Genomic DNA, 23,171 nt, shown 5'->3' on the forward strand with positions numbered 1-23,171 from the left:
ACGGCGACGGGAGGCGCCGGCGGTACGGAGAGGGTCTAGGCGGAGGTGACGGAGAAGGTCTAGGCGGAGGTGAGGACGATCTTCCCGAACTGCTCGCCCGACTCCATCCGCTCGAACCCCTCGCGGGCCCGGTCCAGCGGCAGCACCTCGTCGATGACGGGACGCACCCCGGTCGCCGCGCAGAACGAGAGCAGGTCCTCCAGCTCGTCCTTGGATCCCATCGTGGAGCCGACGATCTTCAGTTCCAGGAAGAAGATCCGGGTGAGTTCGGCATGCGAGGGGCGGTCTCCGCTGGTGGCACCGGAGATGACGATCGTGCCGCCGGGGCGCAGCGACTTCACCGAGTGGGACCAGGTGGCGGCACCGACCGTCTCGATGACCGCGTCGACCCGATGTGGCAGCCGCGCGCCGGACTCGTACGCCTCGACGGCACCCAGTTCGACGGCCCGCCTGCGCCGGGCCTCGTCCCTGCTGGTGGCGAACATCCGCAGCCCGGCCGCCTTGCCGAGCACGATCGCGGCGGTGGCGACACCGCCGCCCGCACCCTGCACGAGCACGGAGTCGCCGGGCCGTACCCCGGCGTTGGTGAAGAGCATCCGGTACGCGGTGAGCCAGGCGGTCGGCAGACAGGCGGCCTGTTCGAAGGTCAGCTCCTTCGGCTTGGGCAGCACGTTCCAGGTGGGCACGGTGACCTGCTCGGCGAACGTGCCCTGGTAGCGCTCGGTGAGGATGGACCGGGTCTCGCCGGGGCCGACCCCGTGCCCGGTCTGGCCGATCACCGAGTGCAGGACGACCTCGTTGCCGTCCTGGTCGACGCCCGCGGCGTCGCAGCCGAGGATCATCGGCAGCTTGTCCTCGGCGAGGCCCACCCCGCGCAGGGACCAGAGGTCGTGGTGGTTCAGGGAGGCGGCCCTGACGGTGACGGTGGTCCAGCCGGGCCGCGCCTCGGGGGCCGGGCGTTCGCCCAGCTCAAGGCCGTTGAGGGGCTGATCGGGGTCGATGCGGGCTGCGTAGGCGGCGAACATGGCTCGACGATAGGCCGGGGAGCCCGGCGACGTAACCGGCCGGCGGTGTGACACACGCCAACCCGCCGCGGACCGGCCGGTGGACCCCTGCGGCCTGCCGCATCCCCGGTGCCGGGCCCTTCCGTCCGCCACATCCGCGGTGCCGGGCCCTTCCGTCCGCCGCCTCCCCGGTGCCGGGCCCTTCCGTCCGCCACCTCCCGGCCGGGAAGCGGGAAAGGGGTGGGGCGGTAACAGCCCCGACCGGCGGACCGCCCCACCCCACCCCTCACGCGCGCCGGCGCGTCAGCGCCGCGCCACACCCTCCGCACGGGCGGCCGCGGCCACGGCAGCCGTCACCGCCGGAGCGACCCGCTCGTCGAACGGCGACGGAATCACGTAGTCCGCCGCCAGCTCGTCGCCGACCACGTCGGCCAGCGCGTTGGCCGCCGCGATCTTCATGCCCTCGGTGATCCGGGAGGCCCGGACCTGGAGCGCGCCCGCGAAGATGCCCGGGAAGGCCAGCACGTTGTTGATCTGGTTCGGGAAGTCCGAACGGCCGGTCGCCACCACCGCCGCGTACTTGTGCGCGATGTCGGGGTGGACCTCCGGGTTCGGGTTGGCCATGGCGAAGACGTACGCGCCCGGCGCCATCGAGGCGATCGCCGGCTCCGGGACCGTACCGCCGGAGACACCGATGAACACGTCGGCACCGGCCAGCGCCGAATCCAGCGGACCGGAGATGCCCGCCCGGTTGGTGATCTCAGCGAGCTCGCGCTTGACGTCGGTCAGATCGTCGCGGTCCCGGCTGACGATGCCCTTGCGGTCGGCCACCGCGACATCGCCGATCCCGGCCTCCAGCAGGAACTTGGCGATGGCCACGCCCGCCGCGCCCGCTCCGGAGATGACACCGCGCAGATCGCCCAGCGTCCGCCCGGACAGCTTCGCGGCGTTGCGCAGAGCCGCGAGCGTCACGACGGCGGTGCCGTGCTGGTCGTCGTGGAAGACGGGGATGTCCAGGCGCTCCTGGAGCTTGCGCTCGATCTCGAAGCACCGGGGTGCCGAGATGTCCTCCAGGTTCACGCCGCCGAAGGACGGTGCGAGCCGGACGACGGTTTCGACGATCTCGTCCGCGTCGGTGGTGGCGAGCGCGATGGGCACCGCGTCGACCCCGCCGAACTGCTTGAACAGGATCGCCTTGCCCTCCATCACCGGGAGGGACGCCTCGGGGCCGATGTCACCGAGGCCGAGGACGGCGGTGCCGTCCGTCACGACGGCCACGACCTGCGACTTCCAGGTGTAGTCGTGCACGAGCTCGGGATTCTCGGCGATGGCGCTGCACACTTTGGCGACGCCGGGTGTGTACGCGAGGGACAGGTCGTCCTTGTCCCGGATGGGGACGGTGGACCGCACGGCCATCTTCCCGCCGCGGTGAAGGGCGAACGCCGGATCGAACGGCTCGTCGGCCGTACTGTCCATGTGCTGGATGCCACTGTCAGTAGTGCTGTCGCTGCGAGGATTGACGATCTCCGCTGCCATGGTGTTGACCCCTTAAGTCTTCATCGTTTGAGGGTGGCCACTCCTGGTTGAGGAGGGGTGGGCGGGCACCGCGTATGTGCCCTGCGCCGAACGGTTGGCCCGCTCCGGCAGGGGGAAGTACATACGCGCGGGCGCGCCGCACACGCGCCCTGAGCCCCGGATGAGGGGTGTAAACGTCTTTTTTACCTGACGAACAGTGCCTCGGACGAGTCCGCATCGACGCGGTGACGTGACTCATAGTCGAATATCTGGACAAGTCCGCTCAGTGGCGTAAAAGTCGTCCACCGGTCGAGACGCGCCGAAGATCCTCCGGTCGAAGCACGGAATTCCCACAGATGATCCGGCCTTGATGTACCAGGTTGTTGAGACTCGGGGGTCACCCGTTACCCGATTTTGACATGACTATCGCCCTGAATGGGCTAGTCCGAATGGCAAGATGCCGTAATCACACAAGGTGGCGACACCCAAAGGTGCGTGCGCATTCACCTGCCAGTTCCCCACCCTCACCCGCCGGAGGACTCCGACATGACCGCAAGCACCACCTGTCGCACGACCGCGAAGTACCGGATTGCAGCGGTCGGCGCCATCGCGGTCGCCGGCACGATGCTGCTGACCGCCTGCGGCGACCAGACCGACAGCGCCAAGAAGAGCAGTGACACGAACGTCACCGAGAACGCCCCGCTCGCCGGCCTCCTGCCGAAGGCGATCAAGGACAAGGGCGAAATCAAGGTCGGTTCGGACATTGCGTACCCGCCGGTCGAATTCAAGGACAAGTCCGGCAAGGTCGTCGGCATCGACCCCGATATCGCCGCCGCGCTCGGCAAGCAGCTCGGAGTGAAGTTCACCTTCGAGAACGGCACGTTCGACACGCTGATCACGGGCCTGCGATCGAAGCGCTACGACCTGGCGATGTCGTCGATGACCGACACCAAGGACCGCCAGGAAGGCATCGACTCCGAGACCGGGAAGAAGGTCGGCGAGGGCGTCGACTTCGTCGACTACTTCACCGCGGGTGTCTCGATCTACACCAAGAAGGGCGACGACCGGTCCATCGCAGCCTGGTCGGACCTCTGCGGCAAGAAGATCGTGGTCCAGCGCGGCACCGTCTCGCACGATCTCGCCAAGGCCGAGAGCACCAAGTGCGGCAGCAAGGGCAAGATCGCCATCGAGTCGTTCGACAACGACCTGGAGGCCCAGACCCGCCTGCGCGGCGGTGGCGCCGACGCCGGTTCCTCCGACTTCCCGGTCGCCGCGTACGCGGTGAAGACCTCGGGCGGCGGCAAGGACTTCCAGCTGGTCGGCGAGCAGGTCGAGGCCGCCCCGTACGGCATCGCCGTCGCCAAGGGCAACGACCAGCTCACCAAGGCCGTCCAGGCCGCGCTCGACGCGATCATCAAGAGCGGCGAGTACGAGAAGATCATCGCCAAGTGGGGTGTGGAGGCCGGAGCTGTCACCGAGGCCAAGGTCAACGGCGGTTCGTGACGGCGAGCGACGCTGAGAGGCAACGCCTGTGACTGACATCAAGAAGACGGGACCGGCCGACACACCGCCCGCTCCCGCGGCCCCGCCCATGGCGATCGTGGCCGTCCCGGTCCGGCACTACGGACGCTATGTGTCCGCGGTCGTGGCCATCGGACTGCTCACGGCCCTCGTCTACGCCTTCTCGCAGGGCAAGATCAACTGGGGCGCCATCCCGGACTACTTCTTCGACGACCGCATCCTCCGGGGTGTCGGCCAGACCCTGCTGCTGACCGTCCTCTCGATGATCATCGGCATCGTCGGCGGCGTCCTGCTCGCGGTGATGCGGCTGTCGAAGAACCCGGTGACCGCGTCCATCGCGTGGTCGTACATCTGGTTCTTCCGCGGCACCCCGGTCCTGGTCCAGCTGTTCGTCTGGTTCAACCTGGGCCTGGTCTTCGAGTACATCAACCTCGGGCCGATCTACAAGGACGAGTGGTCGTCCTTCATGACGCCGCTGCTGACCGCGCTGCTCGGTCTGGGGCTCAACGAGGCCGCCTACATGGCGGAGATCTGCCGCGCCGGTCTGCTCTCGGTCGACGAGGGGCAGACGGAGGCGTCGCACGCGCTGGGCATGAGCCACAGCAAGACGCTGCGCCGCGTCGTGATCCCGCAGGCGATGCGGGTGATCGTGCCGCCCACGGGCAACGAAGTCATCAACATGCTCAAGACGACCTCGCTGGTGGCGGCCGTGCAGTTCACGGAGCTGTTCCGGTACGCGCAGGACATCGGGCAGACCTCGGGCGCACCCGTGGAGATGTACTTCCTCGCGGCGGCCTGGTATCTGATCATGACCTCGGTACTGAGCGTCGGCCAGTACTACCTGGAGCGCTACTACGCCCGCGGCTCCAGCCGCACCCAGACCCGTACCCCGCTCCAGAGGATCCGGGCCAACACGCTGTCCCTGGGCCGCCCGAAGGGAGGCATGGCATGACCGCCATGGTGAAGGCCGAGGGCGTCCACAAGTCCTTCGGCTCCGCGCACATCCTCAAGGGCATCGATCTGGAGGTCGCCCCGCGCGAGGTCTTCTGTCTGATCGGCCCGTCCGGTTCCGGCAAGTCGACCTTCCTGCGGTGCATCAACCACCTGGAGAAGATCAGCGCAGGCCGGCTCGCGGTCGACGGCGAACTCGTCGGCTACCGCCAGAAGGGCGGCAAGCTCTACGAGCTCAAGGACAGCGAGGTCGCACTGAAGCGCCGGGACATCGGCATGGTCTTCCAGCGCTTCAACCTGTTCCCGCACATGACGGCCATCGAGAACGTCATGGAGGCTCCGGTACAGGTCAGGGGCGAGACACGGGCCGTGGCCCGCGCGCGTGCCGAACGCCTGCTGGACCGGGTCGGCCTGTCCGACAAGGCGACGAACTACCCGTCCCAGCTCTCCGGCGGACAGCAGCAGCGGGTGGCCATCGCCCGTGCGCTGGCCATGGAGCCGAAGCTGATGCTCTTCGACGAGCCGACCTCGGCGCTCGACCCGGAGCTGGTCGGGGACGTCCTGGACGTCATGCGCGGTCTGGCCGAGGACGGCATGACGATGATCGTCGTCACCCACGAGATGGGCTTCGCCCGTGAGGTCGGCGACGCGCTGGTCTTCATGGACGACGGTGTGGTGGTCGAGTCCGGCCACCCGCGCGAGGTGCTGACGAACCCGCAGCACGACCGGACGAAGTCGTTCCTGTCGAAGGTGCTGTAACGGGCGGTGCGGTAGCGGCACGGCTCGGCACGACTGCGCGAGAGGGGCGGTACGGACACGGATCCGTACCGCCCCTGCGTGCTGTACGGACCCTGATCCACACCGCCCCTGCGTGCTGTACGAACTCTGATCCGCGCCGCCCCCGCGTGCTGCCGGAGTCGTGGTCACTTCACCGCGAGCACCAGGCTGTCCGAGGGCGAGGCCCAGACGGGGCGCGCCTCCGCGAACCCGGCCTCGCGCAGTGTGCGGGCGTGCCACTGGACGGAGGGCATGTCGCCGTCCGCGTGCTCGCCGTAGATCTTGTACCGCTCGGCGGTGGGACCGGCGAGGGCCGGGTCCTGGGCGGCGAGGGCCCACCAGTCGGCCCAGTCGAGCGCACCCGCGGCCTTGGCACGGTCCATGGCGGTGTGCCGGTGGGCGCGTTCGGCGGCGTTGATACGGGGGGTGTCGGCGTCAATCATATGGTCGGCGTTCATGAACACCCCGCCACTGCGCACGAGTTGGCCGATCTGCCCGTACAGTGCGGCGAGCGGCTCACTGTGGAGCCAGTGCAGGGCGGTAGCGGTGAGAACGGCGTCGTACGAGTCGTGGGGCAGCCGCTCGGTCCAGTCGGAGTCCTTGAGGTCGGCGGTGACGAAGGTGACCCGGTCGTCACCGTCGAAGGTGCCGCGGGCGATGGCGAGCAGCGCCGGGTCGAGGTCCACGCCGGTGCTGGTGGCGTTCGGGAACCGACGGAAGAGCCGGTCCGTAATACTTCCCGTACCGCACGCGAGGTCGAGCACCCTCGGCTCCGGCCCCACCACGGCCTCGACCATGTCCAGCATCACCCGGAACCGCTCCTCGCGGTCCGGCATGTACCACTCCTGCTGCCGGTCCCAGCTCTCCTGCCAGGACTGCCAGTCGGTGCCCGTCGCCGTCTCCGTCATACCCGCCTCCACGTAATACCCCATTGCCAATACCGCCCATTACACTGGTCGACACACCGACCTTAGACCGACACTGTAAGGACTACAAGTGGAACTGGCCTATTACTCGGACTATGCCGTGCGCCTGGTCAACACCGAGGAGCCGGCCCGCAACAAGGACGTCCTCACCAGGGTCGAAGCCGTCCGGGACCTGTTCGGCGCCAACGGACAGGCGGCCCGCCGGGCGACCGACGCGGACGTGACCCGCTTCCGGTCCGTACGGGCACGGCTGCGCGCGGTCTTCGAGGCGGCCGACATCGGCGACGAGACGCTCGCGGTCGACCTGCTCAACTCGCTGCTGCTGGAGTTCCCGGTGAGCCCGCAGATCTCCGGCCACGACACCAGGGACGACGACGGCAAGCCGGACTGGCACATGCACCTGGCCGACCACCCGTCGAACGCGACGGCCGGGTACGCCGCCATCGCGGCCATGGGCCTGGCCTTCCACCTCACCTCGCACGGCGTGGACCGGCTCGGCCTGTGCGAGGCCGCGCCGTGCCGCAACGCGTACCTCGACACCTCGACCAACCGGTCCAGGCGCTACTGCTCGGACCGCTGCGCGACCCGGGCGAACGTCGCCGCCTACCGGGCCCGCAAGCGCCTGGAGTCCGAGCGGGCCGCCGAGACCGGCCGCACCGCGGAGACGGCCCAGCCGAGCACGCCCAGCACCGACCGCTGATCCTTCTTCAGCGGCCGGTAGCGGGCCCGCACCCTGGCCAGGACGAGCCCCTCGGGGACGGTCCCGTAATCCGTGCTGTCCCCACCGGCGAACGTGTTGTCGCCCCGCACCCACCAGCCACCCACCCGGCGCTCGACGGCCCGCTTCACCACCAGCAGATCCTGCTGGAACGGATGACGCAGGATCACCACGTCCCCCGGGCGCACCTGCGCCCCGTACCGCACCAGCAGCAGGTCACCGTGGTAGAGCGTGGGCACCATCGACGGCCCCGACACCTCCACCACCTGAAACGGCACCCGCGCCGCACGCCCGTTTCCGGGCCCCTGCGTCAGCTCCTGCATCTCCGGCACCTCCCCGGTCCATCCCTCAAGTACACCCTCCCGCGAACCGCGCCGTACATTCGGCCACCGGTCTGATCCTCACCCTGGACTTTTGACCTAAGCCCATGGGGCAGCCGCTGAATCCGGTCGCTCACGGAGTAATGTCCCACCTGAGAAGACGATCACGAGGAAGGACAGCTCCATGCTTTCCCGCCTGTTTGCCCCCAAGGTGAAGGTCAGCGCCCACTGCGACCTGCCCTGCGGTGTGTACGACCCGGCCCAGGCCCGCATCGAGGCGGAGTCCGTCAAGGCCGTCCAGGAGAAGTACCAGGCCAACGAGGACGCGGACTTCCGCACGCGCGCCGTTCTGATCAAGGAACAGCGCGCGGAGCTCGCGAAGCACCACGTCTCGGTGCTCTGGAGCGACTACTTCAAGCCCCCGCACTTCGAGAAGTACCCGGAGCTGCACCAGCTGGTCAACGACACCCTGAAGGCGCTCTCCGCGGCCAAGGGCTCGAACGACCCGGCGACCGGCCAGAAGGCTCTGGACCTGATCGCCCAGATCGACACGATCTTCTGGGAGACCAAGAAGGCTTGATCGGCTTGCAGCTCAGCCAACGGCTGGATGGCAGGTCAGAGCAGGAATGAGAGAGGCCCGACCGCTTCGAGCGGCCGGGCCTCTCCGTCGTCCGTAGATCGTTCGGGAGACATTGGGGAGACGAGGTCAGGAAGAGCGCCTCTCCCGCCACTCCGCCGTCTGGTCCATCTCATTGGTCAGCGACTTCTCCCACGCCTCTTTTGGTGTGCCGCCGTGATGGTGCACCGCCAGCGCCGAGTACATCGCCGTCAACGGTGGCGCTGGACCCCAGCCGCCGGAAGTACCTGTGAGCCTGCCGAAGTGGGTGCTTCGCCGGTACTATCCGGGGTCAGGAACTGTGGTCCCCGCACTGCGGGGATGGTCCCGGACAGTGCGCGATGGTGATTCCATCACCAGAGTGGTCCCCGCACGCGCGGGAATGGTCCTCGGATGACGTCGCGCTGGACGTCACAGACCGCCTGGTCCCCGCGTTGCGGGGCTGCCCCCTTCGCCTTTGTGCGGAGGGAGCCGTTTCGTGTGTAAGGGTCAGGTGCCCAGTACGTCCATCAGATGGTCGTCCAGATCGGCGACGAAGCCTTCTCGCCGCCAGGGGCGGAGTTCCGTGCGCGCTCTGCGGAGCCGGATGGCTGGCACCCGGCCGCCGGTCGTGGCGGCTGCGAGAACACAGTCGTGCAGCAGATCGGCCGCTGCTCTGGGGTCGCCCATGCGGATCCGGGCGAGTGCCTGGTCTGTTGTCACAATGGCCCGCTGCACCTGCTCGCGCGGAGCCGTAAGGGCATCAGCGGACGCCGCGAACCGGTCGTGCGCCCGCTCGGGGTCGCCCACGTACAGCTCGCACACGCCCTCGAACCCGCGCAGGTGGCCAGCACCGAAACTGCTGCCCGAGGGGTCGACGCCCTGGTCCTCGATGTCGTACCACGCCAGCCCGAGCGCCGCGTGCGCCTGGCGCTCCAGTCCTGCCCGTGCGGCGACTTCGGCTTGCAGCGCGTGTGCGCGTGCCCGGACCCTGGCGCTGTCCCCGTTACGCGCGGCGCGTACGGCCTGGTCGACGAGGAGTCGAGTGTCCGCGAGATCGGGCGACGAGTAGAGGGTGACGAGTGCATGGCTCATGTGCACGGACGCGCGCCGCCATGGGGCGCCCAGCTGTCCGGCCTGGGCGGTGGCAGCGGCGTACAGGGAGCGAGACGCTTCGTCGTCGCGGGTCTCGAACGCGAGCCGCCCGGCGAGGGTACAGGCGGCGACAGCTACCTCCCGCAACTGCCCGGCCACCGGCTCAGGCAGAGGTTCAGCCTGGAGTTGGCGGCACGCATCGACCACGGGCACGAGCAGCAGTTGCAGGCGGACCATCGGAACGGCGCCCACCTGCGCGTTGACGTCGGCGACGACCGCAGCGAGCCCAGCCGCAGTCCCTTCGTCCGCCCGGCCCGGGTCGGCCAGTGCAGCGGACAGACCGGCCTGCACTCCGGGGGCCAGCAGGGCAAGCATTCCGCCGGTGTCCGTAGCGGTCCGGACGAGCACGGTGCGCAGGGCCGCGATGCGGGTTTCGCTCTCGCCGAGGTCGAGCAGAGCACCCAGGAGCTCGACGAGATCTGACCCGGTGCCGACAGCCATCTGTCCGGCCGGGGTCCGGGCGTAGAGGTGGGCAAGCAGCAGCTGGTACCGCTCGTCGGGCAGCGTTGGTGCGGCGGACTCCCACCGGGCAACAGACCGCTGCACGCTGGACACCGCTGGCAGACGCCGGTGGTGCAGGTCCTCGGCAAGCTGGGAGATCGCACGCGCGACGTCGGCGAGGGAATACCCGCGGCTGTGGCGAAGGCGCTTCAGCGCCAACGCCCCCGCAGCCCTGGTACCCATTCGGCCATAGTGCCGTACGTAACGCCTGCGTGGGGGCTAGACCGGGACGACCAGCCGTGGCTTCCTCACCTCTGCGGTGTAGTTGATCGTCTGCCATGTTCCGGTCGACGACTCGGTGGAGTGGGGGAACCCAATGGTCATCGACGCGTGATCGACCATCCACCGATTGCGGGCGTGGTACGCCGCAGTTCGCAGCTCGGCCGCTCCAAGCTCCACAATTGCTGTGATGCGGTCCCTCGTTCGAGCGATGGCCTGCCGCGCTTCCGCCGGCTGTTGGTCGACCGTGCCCGGCGCGACGATCGTGATGTCCGCGCCCGTCCGGCCTGCGAGCCACAGCAAGGTAAGTGAGTCGATGCCCTTCGCGCCGCCAATGTAGAAGTGGGCCTGCGAGAAAGGGCGGAGGTACAACTCGAACAGATCAGCGTAGTCAGTGAGGGGCCGGTGCCCCGTGGCCCGAGTGCCGGTAATCGCCACTGTCCGCATGATCAACTCCCTGTCATAGGTTGTCATATCCCGCAGCGCGGCCCCAGTTGAGACCGTCGATGCATGGACGCCACCAACCCGCAGAAACTAGCGGACCACCTGCGAGAGCTTGGACTGCGGGTCGCCACGCTCGAACCCGAGCCCCGACTCCACGCGACCAACCCTCTGCACGGAATCCTCACTGAGGAGATCGTCGCCGTCGGCACAACGTACGTCACCGGCTTCGGGTACGAGATCGGGGAGCACGGGCACGAGGGCCAGTGCGCGACCCGTATTGCGCACCTGCTCGCCGTACCCCGTACCAGCCCGGCACGCACGCCGTCCGTTCCCGAGGTGCGTCGATGACCGCGAGGACGGGCCACCTGCCCGCGGTCAACGCACTGTCGGAACAGCAGCAGCGCGGTTGGCATTGCGTGTGGTGCCGTTCACCGCTCGGCACCGACCTGGGTGTTGATTTGGGTGAGCAGCGCGTCGCCCCCGCCACCGGTGCCGCGTACGCGTGGTTCCCCCGCGAGTGTGTCGACGCCCTGGCGTGCTCGGGACGGAGGGCGGCCCTGTGATGGCATCGACGCGGCAGCGGACCGCGTTCCCGCCGCCGGAGCGCGCGTATCTGGCATATCTGGGGCACACCCTCGCGTGCGTCGCCTGCCGTACGGGAGCGCAGTGCGCGACCGCCGCCAGGCTCGGCCGCACCTGGAAGAAGGTACGCCGATGAACACGCCCATCGGGTACGGGTACTGCTGGTCCGAGAACCCCGGCACCTTCGCCCGATGCACCCAGCCCCCCGGCCACACAGGGCCCCACTACGACTGGCGCGCCCCCAGCGACCAAAGGGAATGGCCGAACAACCAGGCCACCACCCCGGACCGCGCGGGGAGGGGAACCGAGTGAAGTGCCACCACGCCGACGGCGTCCACGACTTCCCCGTCGAGACCGCGCACATGGCCCGGTGCCCCGAACACGGGATCACCCTCCTGTGGCACGGCGAACCGATCACGAACGCCGAGCTGGCCGAAGCCGCAGCTTCAGGGGCCCGGCTCGATGACATGCTGGCCCTGGCCGAGCAGCTCCGCGGCGACACGCACAGCGCCCGCTGCCGCGCGGCACAGCAACCCCACCTCGCCGACGGACACGACCACTGCCGACGCGCCGACTGCGCGTGCGTCTGCCACACCCGGAACCGCACCACCTGATCTGCGGGGACGCCGACTCCCCGCCCCTGAACCCCCGCCGGTGGCCGACGATCACGACACCGGCCACCGGCGGCCCACCACTTGAACGGAACCACCATGCACAACAGCCCGACCCCGGCCCCGCCCGCGAACGACGAAGGCGGGCAGGGATGCGCCGGATGCGGCACCACGAAGGGCGTCTGCCGCGACCCGAACCGGCACGGACTCAGATGACGGACTCGGCTCCTCCCGCGGGCGTGTGACGCCCGCCCATGGCTTCACCCCGCCTGGTGACGGGTCAGAACACGCTTCCGCCAACAAGGGTTCCGTCATGGACAGCGCCTCGCAGGACGTGGGCCATCTCCTTGGGCTTCAGGTCGATGCCGTCGATCCCCTCCACGGACAGCGGAACCTCCTCCAGTGCGTACTCGCCCCGACCCTGAGCGCTGAACTCGGGTCCGGTGCGGTCCTCGAAAGACCACGTCACGCTGCGGGCCAGGTAGATGAACTGGCGCTCGCCGTCCGATTCCATCGTGTGCAGGAGGCGGATGATGTCGGCCTTCCCTGCGATCGGCGGATGACCAGCATCGTGTCGTCCTCGGTGACGAGGACGGCGCGGACTCGTTCGATCATGCGGTTCTGTCTCCTTCTCCTTGCCTGTTGATGACCTCAGTGCGGCAGCCGGCCGCCGTCGACGTGGACTGATTGCCCCGTGATGAACGACGCGGAGGGCCACCGCAACGCATACACGGCACCATCACAGCCGAGTTCAGGTCCCGGAGGGGAGTTTGGTCGAGTAGGTGACGCGTTCGAGGTGGTAGTAGTCGGCCACGCAACCGGCCGGCCAGGCGTCACGTCCCTGCCGTCCGAACGGCTCCAGCATCTTGCCGACCGTGACCGGCTTGTACGGGAGCACCTCGGCGCCCGCTGCCGCCCGTTCCCGCAGCCATCGGTCCTGGTGGTCCCAGCGCTGGGCCCGTGCCCGCATGTTGGTGCCGAGGTCGGTGAGCGCGAGGGCCGGTCCGATGCAGACCAGGACACAGAGCGCCGCGCAGAGGGCCTTGACCGGGCCGGTGCGCAGGCGGGTACGCAGGTCGATCAGCCGCAGCGCCCGGCCCAGGAGCAGGCCCGCGCCCACGAGCAGTGCGATGTACAGCAACAAGTAGTCGTTCCAGAGCCGGTTGGCGGCGGCGACGCGTTCGCCGAAGGCCGGGTAGGTGATGACCGTACAGAGGTATCCCGAAACGAACAGCGCGAGCATGCCGGTGACGGCGAGCAGGGGCCAGTGCGTGGGCGGGCGGGGCGGGCTGCCGTCGGAGCGGTGGGCGACCAGGCTCACCAGGAGTCCCACCGCGACCGCACCCACGTACTGCCATGTCGTGGCCACCGTGACGATGATCTCGCCGAACCCGCGCAGCGACGCGATGAGCGAATCGGGGGCCAGCAGGGTGGAGTTCTGGGCACCGTACCGCTCGCGCCGGGTCCGGGAGCCCGGTGAGGTGATCAGGATCAGGGCGCCGATGCCCGTCCCGGCGATCCCCGCCGCGCACCACGCGAGCCCGTAGGTCCGGGCATGCGCCGGCAGGGCCCGGCGGCCGGTCAGCAGTCCGGCGAACAGTACGACCACGACGACGACCGCGGTCTCCTCCGACAGGGTGCCGATGACCAGACCCATGACCAGGGCACCGGCCAGGGCGAGGAGCCTGCCCCGGCGGGATCGGGCGCGCAGGAGCGGAATCGTCGCGGCGCAGGCGAGCACGGGCGGCAGGGTGTGCGACACCGACGCGGCGGGCCAGTAGAACGTCTTGTAGGTGTTGTCCGTCACGAACAGGAAGAGCGCGGTGACCATGGCGGCGGTCAGAAGCGCCGTGCCTCGGGGCACCGTCAGTCCCGCCCTGCGCAGCGCGGCGGCGGCCACCGCCCACAGGATGCCGAGCATCAGTACGCCGCTGGCCAGGGCGAACCACTGGTGTCCCGCGACACCGAACTTCGCGTAGGCCCCGACCAGCAGCCCGTTCGCGATCCGCCCGTTGTCGTCGAAGTAGAACTTGCCGACGATGCCGGAGATGCCCTCGTCCCGTACGACCGGCAGAAAGCACCAGTCGTCGGCACCTGGGCGGACCCAGCGCCCGAACCATGACGCGGCGGCGAGCAGGCCGAGCGGTACGAGGGCGAGGGCCGGTACCCAGTAGTCCGCCCACGGTCGCCTCCGCGTCCACCTCCCTCTCCCTCTCCCTCTCCCTCTCCGTCTCCGTCTCCGCGATGACCGGAGCCGCTCGTCCGGCTGTTCCGGAACGGCGGTTCCCGGGACGCTGCCAACCATGTGCGGGTGCCTTTCGTCGCCGTCCGTTCTCGGGTGACCTTCATTGGCGTGGTTCAAGGGCGGGGTGGTTCACGATGCGGTGGTTGAGGGCGTGGTGGTTCGGGGCGCGGTGGTTAAGGGCGAGGTGGTTAGGACGCCCTCGTTCATCGACGCCTTCGGTCATCGGCGCCTTCGGTCAATGGCTGTCGGACTTGATCGCCGATGGCTCGGCCCGGCTGTCGTCCGGCCGGTCGGGCTGTGCGTCCGTGCCCCGGCCCGACGTGATCGCCCATCGGGCCAGCAGGAAGGAGAAGGGGGTGACGAGCACTCCCGCGGCCAGGGCGGCGGCGTTCTTGTCCATGTCCAGGCCGCTGACCGCGAGATGGAGCAGGGCACCCGACGCCACGAGGTTGATGACACTCGACAGGGGGTAGCGCGCGAACCCGCGCCAGGTCGGCTTCGTCCCCACGGTGATGTAGGAGTTGAGCAGGAACGAGCCGATGAAGCTGACCGTGAAACCCACCGCATGGGCGGCCAGATACGGAATCCGCTGGTTCAGCACGTAGTAGACGGCCATGTACACCGCCGTGTTCACGCATCCGATCAGCACGAAGGAGGCGAACTGGCGCATGGTGCGCGACCGGCCGGACGCGAGTTCACTCAGCTCCCCCGTGGCGACCGGTTCAGGTTTTCCCGGCAGCGCCGGGCACGATTCGCTTGTTTCCCTGACGACATAGGGGGGACGGTGTTTCGCCTCGTGGTAAATGCGTCCCACGTATTCGCCGATGACTCCGAGCGTGACCAGCTGAATTCCGCTGAGCGCCACGACGGCGGTGAGCAGGGTGGCGTAGCCGGGTGTGTCCGCACCGTTCAGCAAGACGTTCACGATGGTCCACAGGGCATAGGCGAGTGCCGATACGAAGACCCAGAATCCGGTGTAGATGGCCAGCCGCAAGGGGCGGTTGTTGAAGGACAGCAATCCGTCGATGCCGTAGTTCAGCAGCCTCTTGCTTCCCCATTTCGACTGACCGGCCGCGCGTTCCCGGTTCCGGTACCGGAAGCTGACCGTATCGAAGCCGATCCAGGAGAAGATCCCCTTCGAGAAGCGATTGCTCTCCGGAAGCGAGAGCACACTCTCCACGGCCCGTCGTGACAGCAGCCGGAAATCCCCGGAGCCGTCCAGGACTTCCACGTCCATGCAGCGGCGGACCAGCGCGTAGTAGGTGTGGCTGAGGGCGTTGCGCAGCACTCCGTCGCCGGTCCGGTCCCGTCGCGGAATCACCTGGTCGTAGCCGTGCCGGTGCAGTTCCAGCATGCGGGGAATGAGTTCGGGCGGATGTTGGAGGTCCGCGTCCATCAGTACGACCGCGGCGCCCCGGGACATACGGAGCCCGGCGAGCATGGCGGCTTCCTTGCCGAAGTTCCGGCTGAACGCGGTGTACCGGACGCGCTTGTCCACGGCCGCGAGACCGCCCAGCAGTAAGCGCGTCCCATCGGTGCTGCCGTCGTCCACATAGCAGATTTCCAGCTCGCCGCCCAAGGGCCCCAGGGCGGCGATCAGTGTGGTGTGAAAGGTCTCGATCGCTTCGGCCTCGTTGAAACACGGCACCACGACCGTCAGCTGAAGGGCAGTCATTCCCACGCTCCCCGGAATCGGCTGACCGCCTGTCTCTTCGTGACACGGCCCCGTCCACTGTGCGGCCTTCTGTCATTCCGCACAGCTATCCGGACTCCGAACGCGCGGAACCCCTCTCCTTTTCATACGAACAGCGCACGCGGCGCCCCGCCTCAGTTCGTGTACCGATGCGCTTCGCCGCCGCGCCACTCGACAAGCGCCGGGGTGTCCAGGGCCCGATCCGGGTCCTCCAGCCCGGCCTCTTCGAGGAAGGTGACGAGGTCGTGGTCGCTGTGCGCAATCCCGAGCGTTTCCGACCGACCGTTGATGTGGACGGTCACCAGCCGGCCACCGGCCGACGTCGGGGCGTGGATGACTATCGGGGGAATCGCCATGCCACCAGGCTCGTCCTTGAGGGAGATCTCCGCATCCGGCGTGGTCCGGTCGCGTGACACGGCCCGCCGCCCCAAGCGTCTCGCGTGACCGGTCGGCCGGTTGTGCCCGCGGGGTCGGTGCGCGGCGGGCCGGGTGCTACCGTCCCGCCATGTCCAAGACCGAGATCGACGCGGTGACCGCCGAGTTCTTCGGCGCCTTCGACAACCGGGGCGGCCAGGGCGCCGACGTGGCCCGGATCCGTCGGCTGCTGCTTCCCGGCGGTGTGATCGTCAAGACCGGCCCGGACTTCACCGTCCAGACCGTGGAGGAGTTCATCGAGCCTCGCCAACGGCTGCTGTCCGACGGCCGGCTGGTCGAGTTCTCCGAGTGGGAGACCTCCGAACGGACCGATATCGCGGGCGACATCGCCTCACGGTTCGGTGAGTACCGCAAGTCCGGAATCCTGGACGGGGAACCGTTCGAGGGTGGCGGTACCAAGACCATCCAGTTCGTCCGTACCTCCGCGGGCTGGCGGATCTCCGCGTTCGCCTGGTACGACCGGCCCTGAACCGTCCTACACGCTCTGAACCGCTCTGAACCGTCCTGACACGCCCTGGCCCCCATGACCCGCCCTGAGCGCGAACGCGGGCGCCGGGCGGGTCATGGAGGGCCGACTCCCCCGCCGAGGTGTGACGGCGGGGAAGTCCGGGTCGAACGCCTCAGATCTTGCCGTCGGGCTGGTAGGTGCTCAGCGACCAGATGACGAAGAGCCCGATGGCGACGGTGATCAGGGCCCAGATGGGCTGGTACGGCAGGAACATGAAGTTGGCGATGACGCTCAGTGCGGCGAGGGCGATACCGGCACCGCGCGCCCAGGTGAACGCCTTGAGCAGCCCGTAGCCGGTGATGACCAGGACGATGCCGAGGATCAGGTGGATCCAGCCCCAGCCGGTCAGGTTGAACTTGAAGATGTAGTCGCCGAACCGGGTGTAGATGTCGTCCTTGGCGATGGCGGCGATGCCCTGGAAGATGCCGAGGATGCCCTCGATGAGCATCAGGACACCCGCGAAGACAAGGCCGCCGGTGGCCCAGGAGCGCGCCGTGGACGGCGGTGTCCGGTGCTGCTGCGCCGAGTTACTCATGGGATGACCTCCGTAATCCTGTCGACCAACCCTGATATTCAGGGTGCGGTCTACGCATCCTGAGGCTCCGCCGCCCGGGGGCGTGCGGCCAGCCGGACGCGGCCATACGGGTGAAATCTGCGGGCATGTGCGTACGGGGGAGGACGAGGCGCGGGGCGGCGGGGGCGGCGGGGGCCGCGGCGCTGGGGGCCGTGCCTGCCGAGGGGCAGTTCCGCGTGCCAGACATCGACCGTCCTGATGTGGCCGTCGCGCTGGTCGAGGTGGTGGCTGTCGACGGCCGGGAGAGGCAGCGCGCCGCGACGGACGCGATATCCGCGCACTGGTGGTCGGGCGCGTGGCCCGCGGAGCTGGTGTCCCTCAGCTGCTATGCGAGCACCGACGGCGCCTGGGTGCTGGCCTACGCGCAGTGGTCGTCCGACGAGGCGCCGCACGGTTCCCTGCGGCAGGAGACGAGCGTGTCGCGCGGGGGGGGCGGCGTGGGAAGCGGCCGGCGCGAGGCCGTCCGGGGCCGTGCCGTTCCGGCTGTACCGGGTGGTGCGGGGCGGCAGGGTCACCGACGCGGACCCGGTACCCGAGTGCTTCCCGGCGGCGGTGTTCCCGATGGCCGGCGAGGAGGCCGCCCGCCAGGACTATCCCGGCGCCATTGCCACCAATTTCCCTATCGGTCTGGACGGCGGCAGCGTTCTCGTACTGTCGGAATGGGTGTCGGAGAAATAAGCCGCCGATCATATCGAGGAAGTGATCCAGCCGTTGCTCGACCAGGCGGGCGGCGGTGACCCCGAGGTTCTTTACGCCCATTGTCTGACGCTGGAAGCACCAGAAATACCTGCGACCTGAGCGCTGCGGACATCGGAGAGGACCGGTGGAAGTGCGCGGGGACCGGGGTGCGTGCGAACCCGCCTCGCCCATGAGCCGCCAAGTCCTGTCACTGCTGCTCGCCCACGCCAATCACGTCGTGACGCTGGAGAGCCTGGTGGAGGAGCTCTGGGGGGACGCGCCCCCACGGCTCGCGCGCAAGACGGTGCAGACGTACATCTACCACGTACGCAAGGCGCTGCGGGAGGGCACGCAGGGCACCGACGGCACGGCTCGGGCGGAGGGCACCACCGCAGCGGACGGCGCGGAGGACCGGGAACCGCCGCGGATGGAGACGGAGTCGCGCGGGTACCGGCTCCGGGTGGCGAAGGGGCAGCTCGACCTCTGGCACTTCGAGGAGCTCTGCGCGGCCGGGCAGGCCGCGCAGAGCAGGGGAGATGCCCGCGCCACGTCCGACGCGTACCGCGAAGCGCTCGCCCTGTGGCGGGGGCGGCCGTTCTCCGGGTCGGCGGCCGGTGTGCAGCTCTCGGCGCAGCAGGCCCGGCTGGAGGACCTCCGGATGGGTGCCCTGGAGCGGCGCGTCGAGGCCGACATGGCGCTCGGACACCACCGTGAACTGCTGAGCGAGCTCAAGGGGCTCGCGATCGATCACCCGTTGAGCGAGGTGATCTACGGGCAGCTCATGACCGCGGCGACGCGGTCGGGTCAGCGGCAGGTGGCCCTCGACGCCTACAGCAGGCTGCGGGCGGCGATGCTCGCCGAACTCGGCCTGGAACCCTCGACCGGGCTCAGGAGTCTTCAACAGAGCGTCCTGGAGGACGCCGCGCCTCCCGGCGGCCGAGCCGCGGCGCCGACGGGTACCTGGGCGGCGCCCGCCTCCCCGGCCGAACTCCCGCCCGGGATGGCCGACTGCGTGGCCCGGCAGCGGGACGTGTCGGGCATCGTGGCCGCGGTCGGGCCGGTCGGCGCGGGTGCGGACGGACCGTCTGCGGTACGGGTCGCCCTGGTGACAGGGGCCGTGGGCACCGGGAAGACGGCGACGGCGGTGCAGGCCGCCCACCGGCTCCGCTCGCACTACCCCGGCGGCCAGCTCTTCACCACGCTCCACCGCCCGGACGGCACCCCTGTCCCCGCCCGTGAAGCGCTGGCGTCGCTGCCGCTGTCCTCGGGGTACGCCGCCGAGCGCCTGCCGGACACGGCGGAGGACATGGCCAGGCTCTTTCGCAGCTGGACCTCGGAACGCCAGATGCTGGTGGTGCTCGATGACGCCTCCTCCGGCGAGCAGGTGATTCCGCTGCTGCCGAGCAGTCCGGGCTGGTCGGTGGTCATCACCTCGCGCCGGCGGCTGGAGGGCCTGCCCGGCGCGGTCACCACGGTCCCGCAGCCCATCCTGGAGCGGGACCTCTGGCAGGCGGCGGCGCTGTCGGGGCCGCGTCCGGGCGAGTTCAGCCAGCTGGTGGAATCCCTCGTCGCCTCCCACTTCCTGGAGTTCCGCGACAGCCGCGAGGGCCCGGCGTTCGCCGTGCCGGTCCTGACCCGGCTGGCGCTGCCCGGCCGGACGAGGCCGGCCCGGCGGCATCCCCCGCGCGAGGTCGCCACCGGCACGAGGGGCGGCAGTGGCCACGGCGCCCCGGGCTCGCCCGTGCCGGCCGGGGCGCCGCAGTGAGCCGTCCGCCATGCGCCACCCTTTCCCGCCATACGCCCACGTCTGTTGCATGAGTCACACCAGACCACTAGATTGAACTCACTGGTTCAACCCATGGCAAGGAGACTCCTGGTGAAGAACATCGTGATTCAGGGCGGCACGGACGGGATGGGCCGGGCCCTGGGGCTCGCCCGGCTGCACCGTGGCGACGCCGTCCTCATCATCGGGCGCGATGCCGCGAAGGGGGCGTCCTTCCTCGCCGAGGCGGCTGCCACGGGAGCCGGGGAACGGGCCACGTTCGTCCAGGCGGATCTGAGCCTGATCAGCGAGAACCAGCGGGTCATCGAGAGCATCGCGGCGCGGTTCCCCACGCTGGACGCCCTCGTGCTGTGCGCACGGCACTACCTCTCGGCACGCCGTGAGACGGCGGAAGGCATCGAGGGCACCTTCGCCCTGTTCTATCTGAGCCGGTTCCTGCTCGGCCACGGTCTGCGCCCCCTGCTGGAGAAGGGCGAACAGCCGGTCATCATGAACGTGGCGGGTCCGGGAAGCCCGATGGGCGAGATCCACTGGGCCGACCTGGAGATGAAGCGCGACTACAACGGACTGGTCGCCCAGATGCAGGGCGGCAAGGCGAACGACCTGCTCGGTGTCGCGTTCGCGGAGGAGTACGGGACGGGCGCCATCCGGTACGTGCTGTTCAACCCGGGCAGCGTGTCCACCAGCTTCTCCGGCGAGTACGACCCCGCGACGAAGGCCCACATCGAGGGGATGAAGCGGATGGCGAAGCCGGTGGAGGCGGGCATCGCGCCGATCCTCACCGTCCTCGACGCGCCGCCCGCCGAACCGGTGAGCGCCTTCGTCGAAGGCCGGCGGATGGGGCTGACGGACAAGTCCTTCGACACGCACGACGCGAAGCGACTCGCCACCCTGACCCGGGAACTGCTGGCACGCTGAACGGAGAACCGGGAACCGCCGGCCGCTGACCGGAGACCCGGATCCTCCTCACCGAATCGGAGCTTCCCGTGACCCAGCCCCTCACGTCCCCGCCCCCGGTGACCGGCCCCGGCACCCCGGCCGCTTCCGGCGCATCCGGCGATTCCAGTGCTCCTGGCGCCTCCGTAACTCCCGGCGATTCCGGTGCTCCTGACACCACCGCATCTCCCAGCGCTTGCAGCACTCCTGACACCACCGCATCTTCCGGCGCTCCTGAACCCACCGTCGCCGGGATCGAGCTGGACGCGGACGGCCTCACCCTTTCCGGGCTGCTCGCCCTCCCTCGTACGGCGGACCCCAGGGCGGTGGTGGTGGCCCTGCACGGCGGCGGGATGCGTGCCGGGTACTTCCACGGGCAGGCCGATCCGGCCACCTCGCTGCTCTCCCTCGCCGCCGACTGCGGCTACGCGGCCCTCGCGCTCGACCGGCCCGGCTACGGACGCTCGGCGCGCGAGGCTCCCGACGGGGTGGGACTCGCCGGACAGGCGGACCGGCTGCGGGCGGCGCTGGCGGCGTACGGGCGCGAACACCCCACCGGGGCGGGCTTCTTCCTGGTGGGGCACTCGCTGGGCGGGAAGGTCGCACTGGCCACCGCGGCGGGCTGGAGCGGGGACGGACTCCCGGGCACGGACGGGCTTCTGGGGGTGGACGTCTCCGGCGTCAGCGACCGGTGGGCCGTCGCCCCCACGCGGGTGACCGGTACGGACGGGCGGCAGCGGCACGCTCTGCACTGGGGGCCGCCCTCCCTCTACCCGCCCGACACGTTCCGGCTGGCCCGGCCGCTGATCGCACCGATGCCCCCGATCGAGGCGACGGAGGCGGTGCACTGGCCCGAGACGTACGCCGAACTGGCCCCCTCGGTACGGGTCCCGGTGCGCCTCACGTTCGCGGAGCACGAGCGCTGGTGGCACATCGATCCGCCGACCCTGGAGGCGATGTCCGCACGGCTCGGCTCACCCCTGGTGCGTACCGAACACCTGGCGGACGCCGGACACAACATCAGCCTCGGTCTGACGGCCCGCAGTTACCATCTGCGCGTCCTCGCCTTCCTGGAGGAGTGCCTCGGGCGCTCGCGGCGGCCGGTGTCCGTGCGAGGGGGCCGATGAGGCCGCACCCGCCGGGAGCCCTGCCGCTGTCGCCGGGCGGCTCATCTGCGGACCATCTTGAACCCGACGCCCCGCACCGTGACGACCCGGTCGCTCGAACCGAGCTTGCGGCGCAGGCTGCTGATATGCGTGTCGATCGTGCGGCTGCGCCTGATGTCGGTGTCGTGCCAGATCTGCGAGAGGATCTGCCGCCTCGTGAAGACCGTCCCCGGTCTGGACGACAGCAGGCACAGCAGGTCGAACTCCTTCCGGGTGAGGGGTACGGCCCGTCCGTTCAGCCGTACCTCGCGGGTCTCCTGATGGATGACCAGCGGCCCCGGGTCCATGCCCCGGGCCGCCGCACGCCCGGCCCGGGACCGGCGCATCACGGCGGCCATCCGGGCCAGCGGCTCGCGGACGCCGTACGGCTTGGCCAGATAGTCGTCCGCGCCCGCCTGGAGCCCCAGCACCCGGTCCAGCTCACTGTCACGGGCGGTGACGGCGATGAGCGGGGTGTCGCACAGCGCGGAGATCGACCGGCGGATCTCCAGCCCGTCGACGTCCGGCAGGTCCAGGTCGAGCAGGATGAGGTCGGCGGTGTGGTGCTCCTCGTACGGATGTCGTAGGACTGGCTGCCGTCTGCCGGAACGAGGTCGGCCAGCGCCTCGCAGGGCCGGCCGGGCGCGTCCGACACCGGGGCGGCGGGCGGCAGTTCACGGTTGCGCGCCGCCCCGGTGCTGGCGGCGCCGCCCTACGGCGCGGTCGACCGCGCCGCGCTCCGGGCCGCCGGAGCCCATGCCTGTCTGACGCACGACGCCGGCCGGGACGCGCTGGTCGCCGCCGTACGCGCGCTCGCACCCCGCACCGCCGAACGCGGCCTCGCGCCCGTCTCCGAGGAGGACTCCGCCCTCGGCCGGGAGGCCGCCGCGCTCTCGCCGCGCGAGTTACAGATGGTGCGGAGCGCCGCCGCCACCATGACCAACAGCAGTTCGCTCGCAGCCTCGGGATCACGACCGGCACCGTCAAGCGCCATCTGCACGCGGCCTTGCGGAAGTTGGACGCCGTCTCCCGGCTGGACGCGGCGGCGCAGGCCCTCGCGTCCGGAGTCATCACCGCGCCCGTGCCCACCGGACTGCCCGACTGGGCGGAAGTGCATCCGGACGCCCGTCCGACGGAGAAACACCCGACGGAGAAACACCCCACGGAGAATCACCCGACGCAGAATCACCCGGCGGACGCGCACCTGGCGGCGCACCCGGCCTCGGCCCCCGGCTGGGAGAGCTGTGCCGCCTGACCCGGACGCCGGCAGCGGACCACCGTGCCGCGCCCGCCGGATACCGAGTGCCCCGCGCCGCCGTCCGGCACCCGTTTCGT

At 69.7% G+C, this 23,171-nt stretch carries 28 protein-coding genes; 16 read left to right on the forward strand and 12 right to left on the reverse strand.

What is annotated here, in order from left to right:
* Positions 1-59: 59 nt before the first annotated feature.
* Both A6A29_RS00260 and A6A29_RS00265 read right to left on the reverse strand, forming a co-directional pair.
* On the reverse strand, positions 60-1,025 hold the full coding sequence (locus A6A29_RS00260; protein ID WP_073717866.1) for a zinc-binding dehydrogenase: 966 nt from the start codon (positions 1,023-1,025) through the stop codon (positions 60-62).
* A gap of 282 nt (positions 1,026-1,307) precedes the next feature.
* A complete protein-coding gene (locus tag A6A29_RS00265; protein ID WP_073717867.1) occupies positions 1,308-2,540 on the reverse strand; it encodes an NAD(P)-dependent malic enzyme in 1,233 nt (410 codons plus the stop codon).
* 525 nt (positions 2,541-3,065) lie between these two features.
* Between A6A29_RS00265 and A6A29_RS00270 the strand changes: the two genes are divergently transcribed.
* Genes A6A29_RS00270 through A6A29_RS00280 form a run of 3 tightly spaced genes read left to right on the forward strand, consistent with a single transcriptional unit; the run spans position 3,066 to position 5,750 of the window.
* Positions 3,066-4,022, forward strand: a complete 957-nt coding sequence (locus A6A29_RS00270) for an ABC transporter substrate-binding protein (RefSeq protein ID WP_073717868.1) — start codon at positions 3,066-3,068, stop codon at positions 4,020-4,022.
* A gap of 28 nt (positions 4,023-4,050) precedes the next feature.
* Positions 4,051-4,992, forward strand: coding sequence for an amino acid ABC transporter permease (locus tag A6A29_RS00275; RefSeq protein WP_073717869.1), 942 nt, complete (start codon positions 4,051-4,053; stop codon positions 4,990-4,992).
* Positions 4,993-4,997: 5 nt separating this feature from the next.
* Positions 4,998-5,750: an amino acid ABC transporter ATP-binding protein gene (locus tag A6A29_RS00280; RefSeq protein WP_073718907.1), complete on the forward strand. Its 753-nt coding sequence runs from the start codon at positions 4,998-5,000 to the stop codon at positions 5,748-5,750.
* Between the two features lie 164 nt (positions 5,751-5,914).
* Here A6A29_RS00280 and A6A29_RS00285 read toward each other — a convergent pair whose 3' ends face one another.
* Positions 5,915-6,676 (reverse strand): class I SAM-dependent methyltransferase, encoded by a 762-nt coding sequence (locus A6A29_RS00285; protein WP_073717870.1) that lies wholly within the window; start codon positions 6,674-6,676, stop codon positions 5,915-5,917.
* Positions 6,677-6,764: 88 nt separating this feature from the next.
* On the opposite strand from A6A29_RS00285, the gene A6A29_RS00290 reads away from it, so the two are divergent.
* Positions 6,765-7,394: a CGNR zinc finger domain-containing protein gene (locus tag A6A29_RS00290; RefSeq protein WP_073717871.1), complete on the forward strand. Its 630-nt coding sequence runs from the start codon at positions 6,765-6,767 to the stop codon at positions 7,392-7,394.
* On the opposite strand, the gene sodX is transcribed toward A6A29_RS00290, so the two are convergent.
* Complete coding sequence (gene sodX, locus A6A29_RS00295; protein ID WP_073718908.1) at positions 7,298-7,735, reverse strand: nickel-type superoxide dismutase maturation protease; 438 nt, start codon at positions 7,733-7,735, stop codon at positions 7,298-7,300. The two genes, A6A29_RS00290 and sodX, sit on opposite strands and share 97 nt — an antisense overlap.
* Before the next feature lie 181 nt (positions 7,736-7,916).
* On the opposite strand from sodX, the gene sodN reads away from it, so the two are divergent.
* Entirely contained in the window at positions 7,917-8,312 is a 396-nt protein-coding gene (sodN, locus tag A6A29_RS00300) for a superoxide dismutase, Ni (RefSeq protein WP_014154121.1), read from the forward strand.
* 525 nt (positions 8,313-8,837) lie between these two features.
* Here the strand turns inward: sodN and A6A29_RS00305 are convergent.
* Positions 8,838-10,166, reverse strand: a complete 1,329-nt coding sequence (locus A6A29_RS00305) for a hypothetical protein (protein ID WP_198952961.1) — start codon at positions 10,164-10,166, stop codon at positions 8,838-8,840.
* Between the two features lie 36 nt (positions 10,167-10,202).
* Positions 10,203-10,676 carry a DNA-processing protein DprA gene (locus A6A29_RS00310; protein WP_079182515.1) on the reverse strand — a complete coding sequence of 158 codons (474 nt, stop codon included), beginning with the start codon at positions 10,674-10,676 and terminating at the stop codon, positions 10,203-10,205.
* 36 nt (positions 10,677-10,712) lie between these two features.
* Between A6A29_RS00310 and A6A29_RS00315 the strand changes: the two genes are divergently transcribed.
* The 5 genes from A6A29_RS00315 to A6A29_RS00325 are packed head-to-tail and all read left to right on the forward strand — an operon-like array spanning position 10,713 to position 11,842.
* Entirely contained in the window at positions 10,713-10,994 is a 282-nt protein-coding gene (locus tag A6A29_RS00315; protein WP_073717872.1) for a hypothetical protein, read from the forward strand.
* Entirely contained in the window at positions 10,991-11,209 is a 219-nt protein-coding gene (locus A6A29_RS00320; RefSeq protein ID WP_073717873.1) for a hypothetical protein, read from the forward strand. The genes A6A29_RS00315 and A6A29_RS00320 overlap by 4 nt, the downstream gene beginning before the upstream one ends.
* Positions 11,209-11,364: a hypothetical protein gene (locus tag A6A29_RS45110; RefSeq protein ID WP_158074358.1), complete on the forward strand. Its 156-nt coding sequence runs from the start codon at positions 11,209-11,211 to the stop codon at positions 11,362-11,364. Before A6A29_RS00320 ends, A6A29_RS45110 begins: the two co-directional genes overlap by 1 nt.
* A complete protein-coding gene (locus tag A6A29_RS44650) occupies positions 11,361-11,540 on the forward strand; it encodes a hypothetical protein (RefSeq protein WP_143196941.1) in 180 nt (59 codons plus the stop codon). The genes A6A29_RS45110 and A6A29_RS44650 overlap by 4 nt, the downstream gene beginning before the upstream one ends.
* On the forward strand, positions 11,537-11,842 hold the full coding sequence (locus tag A6A29_RS00325; protein ID WP_073717874.1) for a hypothetical protein: 306 nt from the start codon (positions 11,537-11,539) through the stop codon (positions 11,840-11,842). Before A6A29_RS44650 ends, A6A29_RS00325 begins: the two co-directional genes overlap by 4 nt.
* A gap of 277 nt (positions 11,843-12,119) precedes the next feature.
* Here the strand turns inward: A6A29_RS00325 and A6A29_RS00330 are convergent, their stop codons facing one another.
* The 4 genes from A6A29_RS00330 to A6A29_RS00345 form a co-directional block, all read right to left on the reverse strand.
* Positions 12,120-12,353, reverse strand: a complete 234-nt coding sequence (locus A6A29_RS00330) for a hypothetical protein (RefSeq protein ID WP_241838273.1) — start codon at positions 12,351-12,353, stop codon at positions 12,120-12,122.
* A gap of 237 nt (positions 12,354-12,590) precedes the next feature.
* A complete protein-coding gene (locus A6A29_RS00335) occupies positions 12,591-14,144 on the reverse strand; it encodes a DUF6056 family protein (RefSeq protein ID WP_073717875.1) in 1,554 nt (517 codons plus the stop codon).
* 175 nt (positions 14,145-14,319) lie between these two features.
* The gene (locus A6A29_RS00340; RefSeq protein ID WP_107468114.1) at positions 14,320-15,759 is read right to left on the reverse strand and encodes a glycosyltransferase; all 1,440 of its coding nucleotides are present in this window, start codon (positions 15,757-15,759) and stop codon (positions 14,320-14,322) included.
* A gap of 152 nt (positions 15,760-15,911) precedes the next feature.
* Complete coding sequence (locus A6A29_RS00345; protein ID WP_073717876.1) at positions 15,912-16,133, reverse strand: hypothetical protein; 222 nt, start codon at positions 16,131-16,133, stop codon at positions 15,912-15,914.
* Between the two features lie 149 nt (positions 16,134-16,282).
* Between A6A29_RS00345 and A6A29_RS00350 the strand changes: the two genes are divergently transcribed.
* Entirely contained in the window at positions 16,283-16,681 is a 399-nt protein-coding gene (locus A6A29_RS00350) for a DUF4440 domain-containing protein (protein WP_073717877.1), read from the forward strand.
* Between the two features lie 151 nt (positions 16,682-16,832).
* Here the strand turns inward: A6A29_RS00350 and A6A29_RS00355 are convergent, their stop codons facing one another.
* Positions 16,833-17,255 carry a DUF7144 family membrane protein gene (locus tag A6A29_RS00355; RefSeq protein WP_073717878.1) on the reverse strand — a complete coding sequence of 141 codons (423 nt, stop codon included), beginning with the start codon at positions 17,253-17,255 and terminating at the stop codon, positions 16,833-16,835.
* A 510-nt stretch (positions 17,256-17,765) separates the two neighbouring features.
* Here A6A29_RS00355 and A6A29_RS00360 point away from each other — a divergent pair.
* The 4 genes from A6A29_RS00360 to A6A29_RS00375 all read left to right on the forward strand — a co-directional run bounded on the left by A6A29_RS00360 (position 17,766) and on the right by A6A29_RS00375 (position 21,818).
* Complete coding sequence (locus tag A6A29_RS00360; RefSeq protein ID WP_073717879.1) at positions 17,766-17,972, forward strand: hypothetical protein; 207 nt, start codon at positions 17,766-17,768, stop codon at positions 17,970-17,972.
* A 190-nt stretch (positions 17,973-18,162) separates the two neighbouring features.
* A complete protein-coding gene (locus A6A29_RS00365; protein WP_073717880.1) occupies positions 18,163-19,737 on the forward strand; it encodes an AfsR/SARP family transcriptional regulator in 1,575 nt (524 codons plus the stop codon).
* Positions 19,738-19,848: 111 nt separating this feature from the next.
* On the forward strand, positions 19,849-20,673 hold the full coding sequence (locus A6A29_RS00370) for an SDR family NAD(P)-dependent oxidoreductase (protein WP_107468115.1): 825 nt from the start codon (positions 19,849-19,851) through the stop codon (positions 20,671-20,673).
* 68 nt (positions 20,674-20,741) lie between these two features.
* Entirely contained in the window at positions 20,742-21,818 is a 1,077-nt protein-coding gene (locus A6A29_RS00375; RefSeq protein ID WP_338012847.1) for an alpha/beta hydrolase, read from the forward strand.
* A 41-nt stretch (positions 21,819-21,859) separates the two neighbouring features.
* Here A6A29_RS00375 and A6A29_RS00380 read toward each other — a convergent pair whose 3' ends face one another.
* Entirely contained in the window at positions 21,860-22,468 is a 609-nt protein-coding gene (locus A6A29_RS00380; RefSeq protein WP_079182516.1) for a winged helix-turn-helix domain-containing protein, read from the reverse strand.
* A 374-nt stretch (positions 22,469-22,842) separates the two neighbouring features.
* Between A6A29_RS00380 and A6A29_RS00390 the strand changes: the two genes are divergently transcribed.
* Positions 22,843-23,091, forward strand: a complete 249-nt coding sequence (locus A6A29_RS00390) for a hypothetical protein (protein ID WP_143196942.1) — start codon at positions 22,843-22,845, stop codon at positions 23,089-23,091.
* The last annotated feature ends 80 nt before the right edge of the window (positions 23,092-23,171 follow it).

Origin of the sequence: Streptomyces sp. TSRI0281, assembly GCF_001905125.1 — a bacterium.
GTDB lineage: Bacteria > Actinomycetota > Actinomycetes > Streptomycetales > Streptomycetaceae > Streptomyces.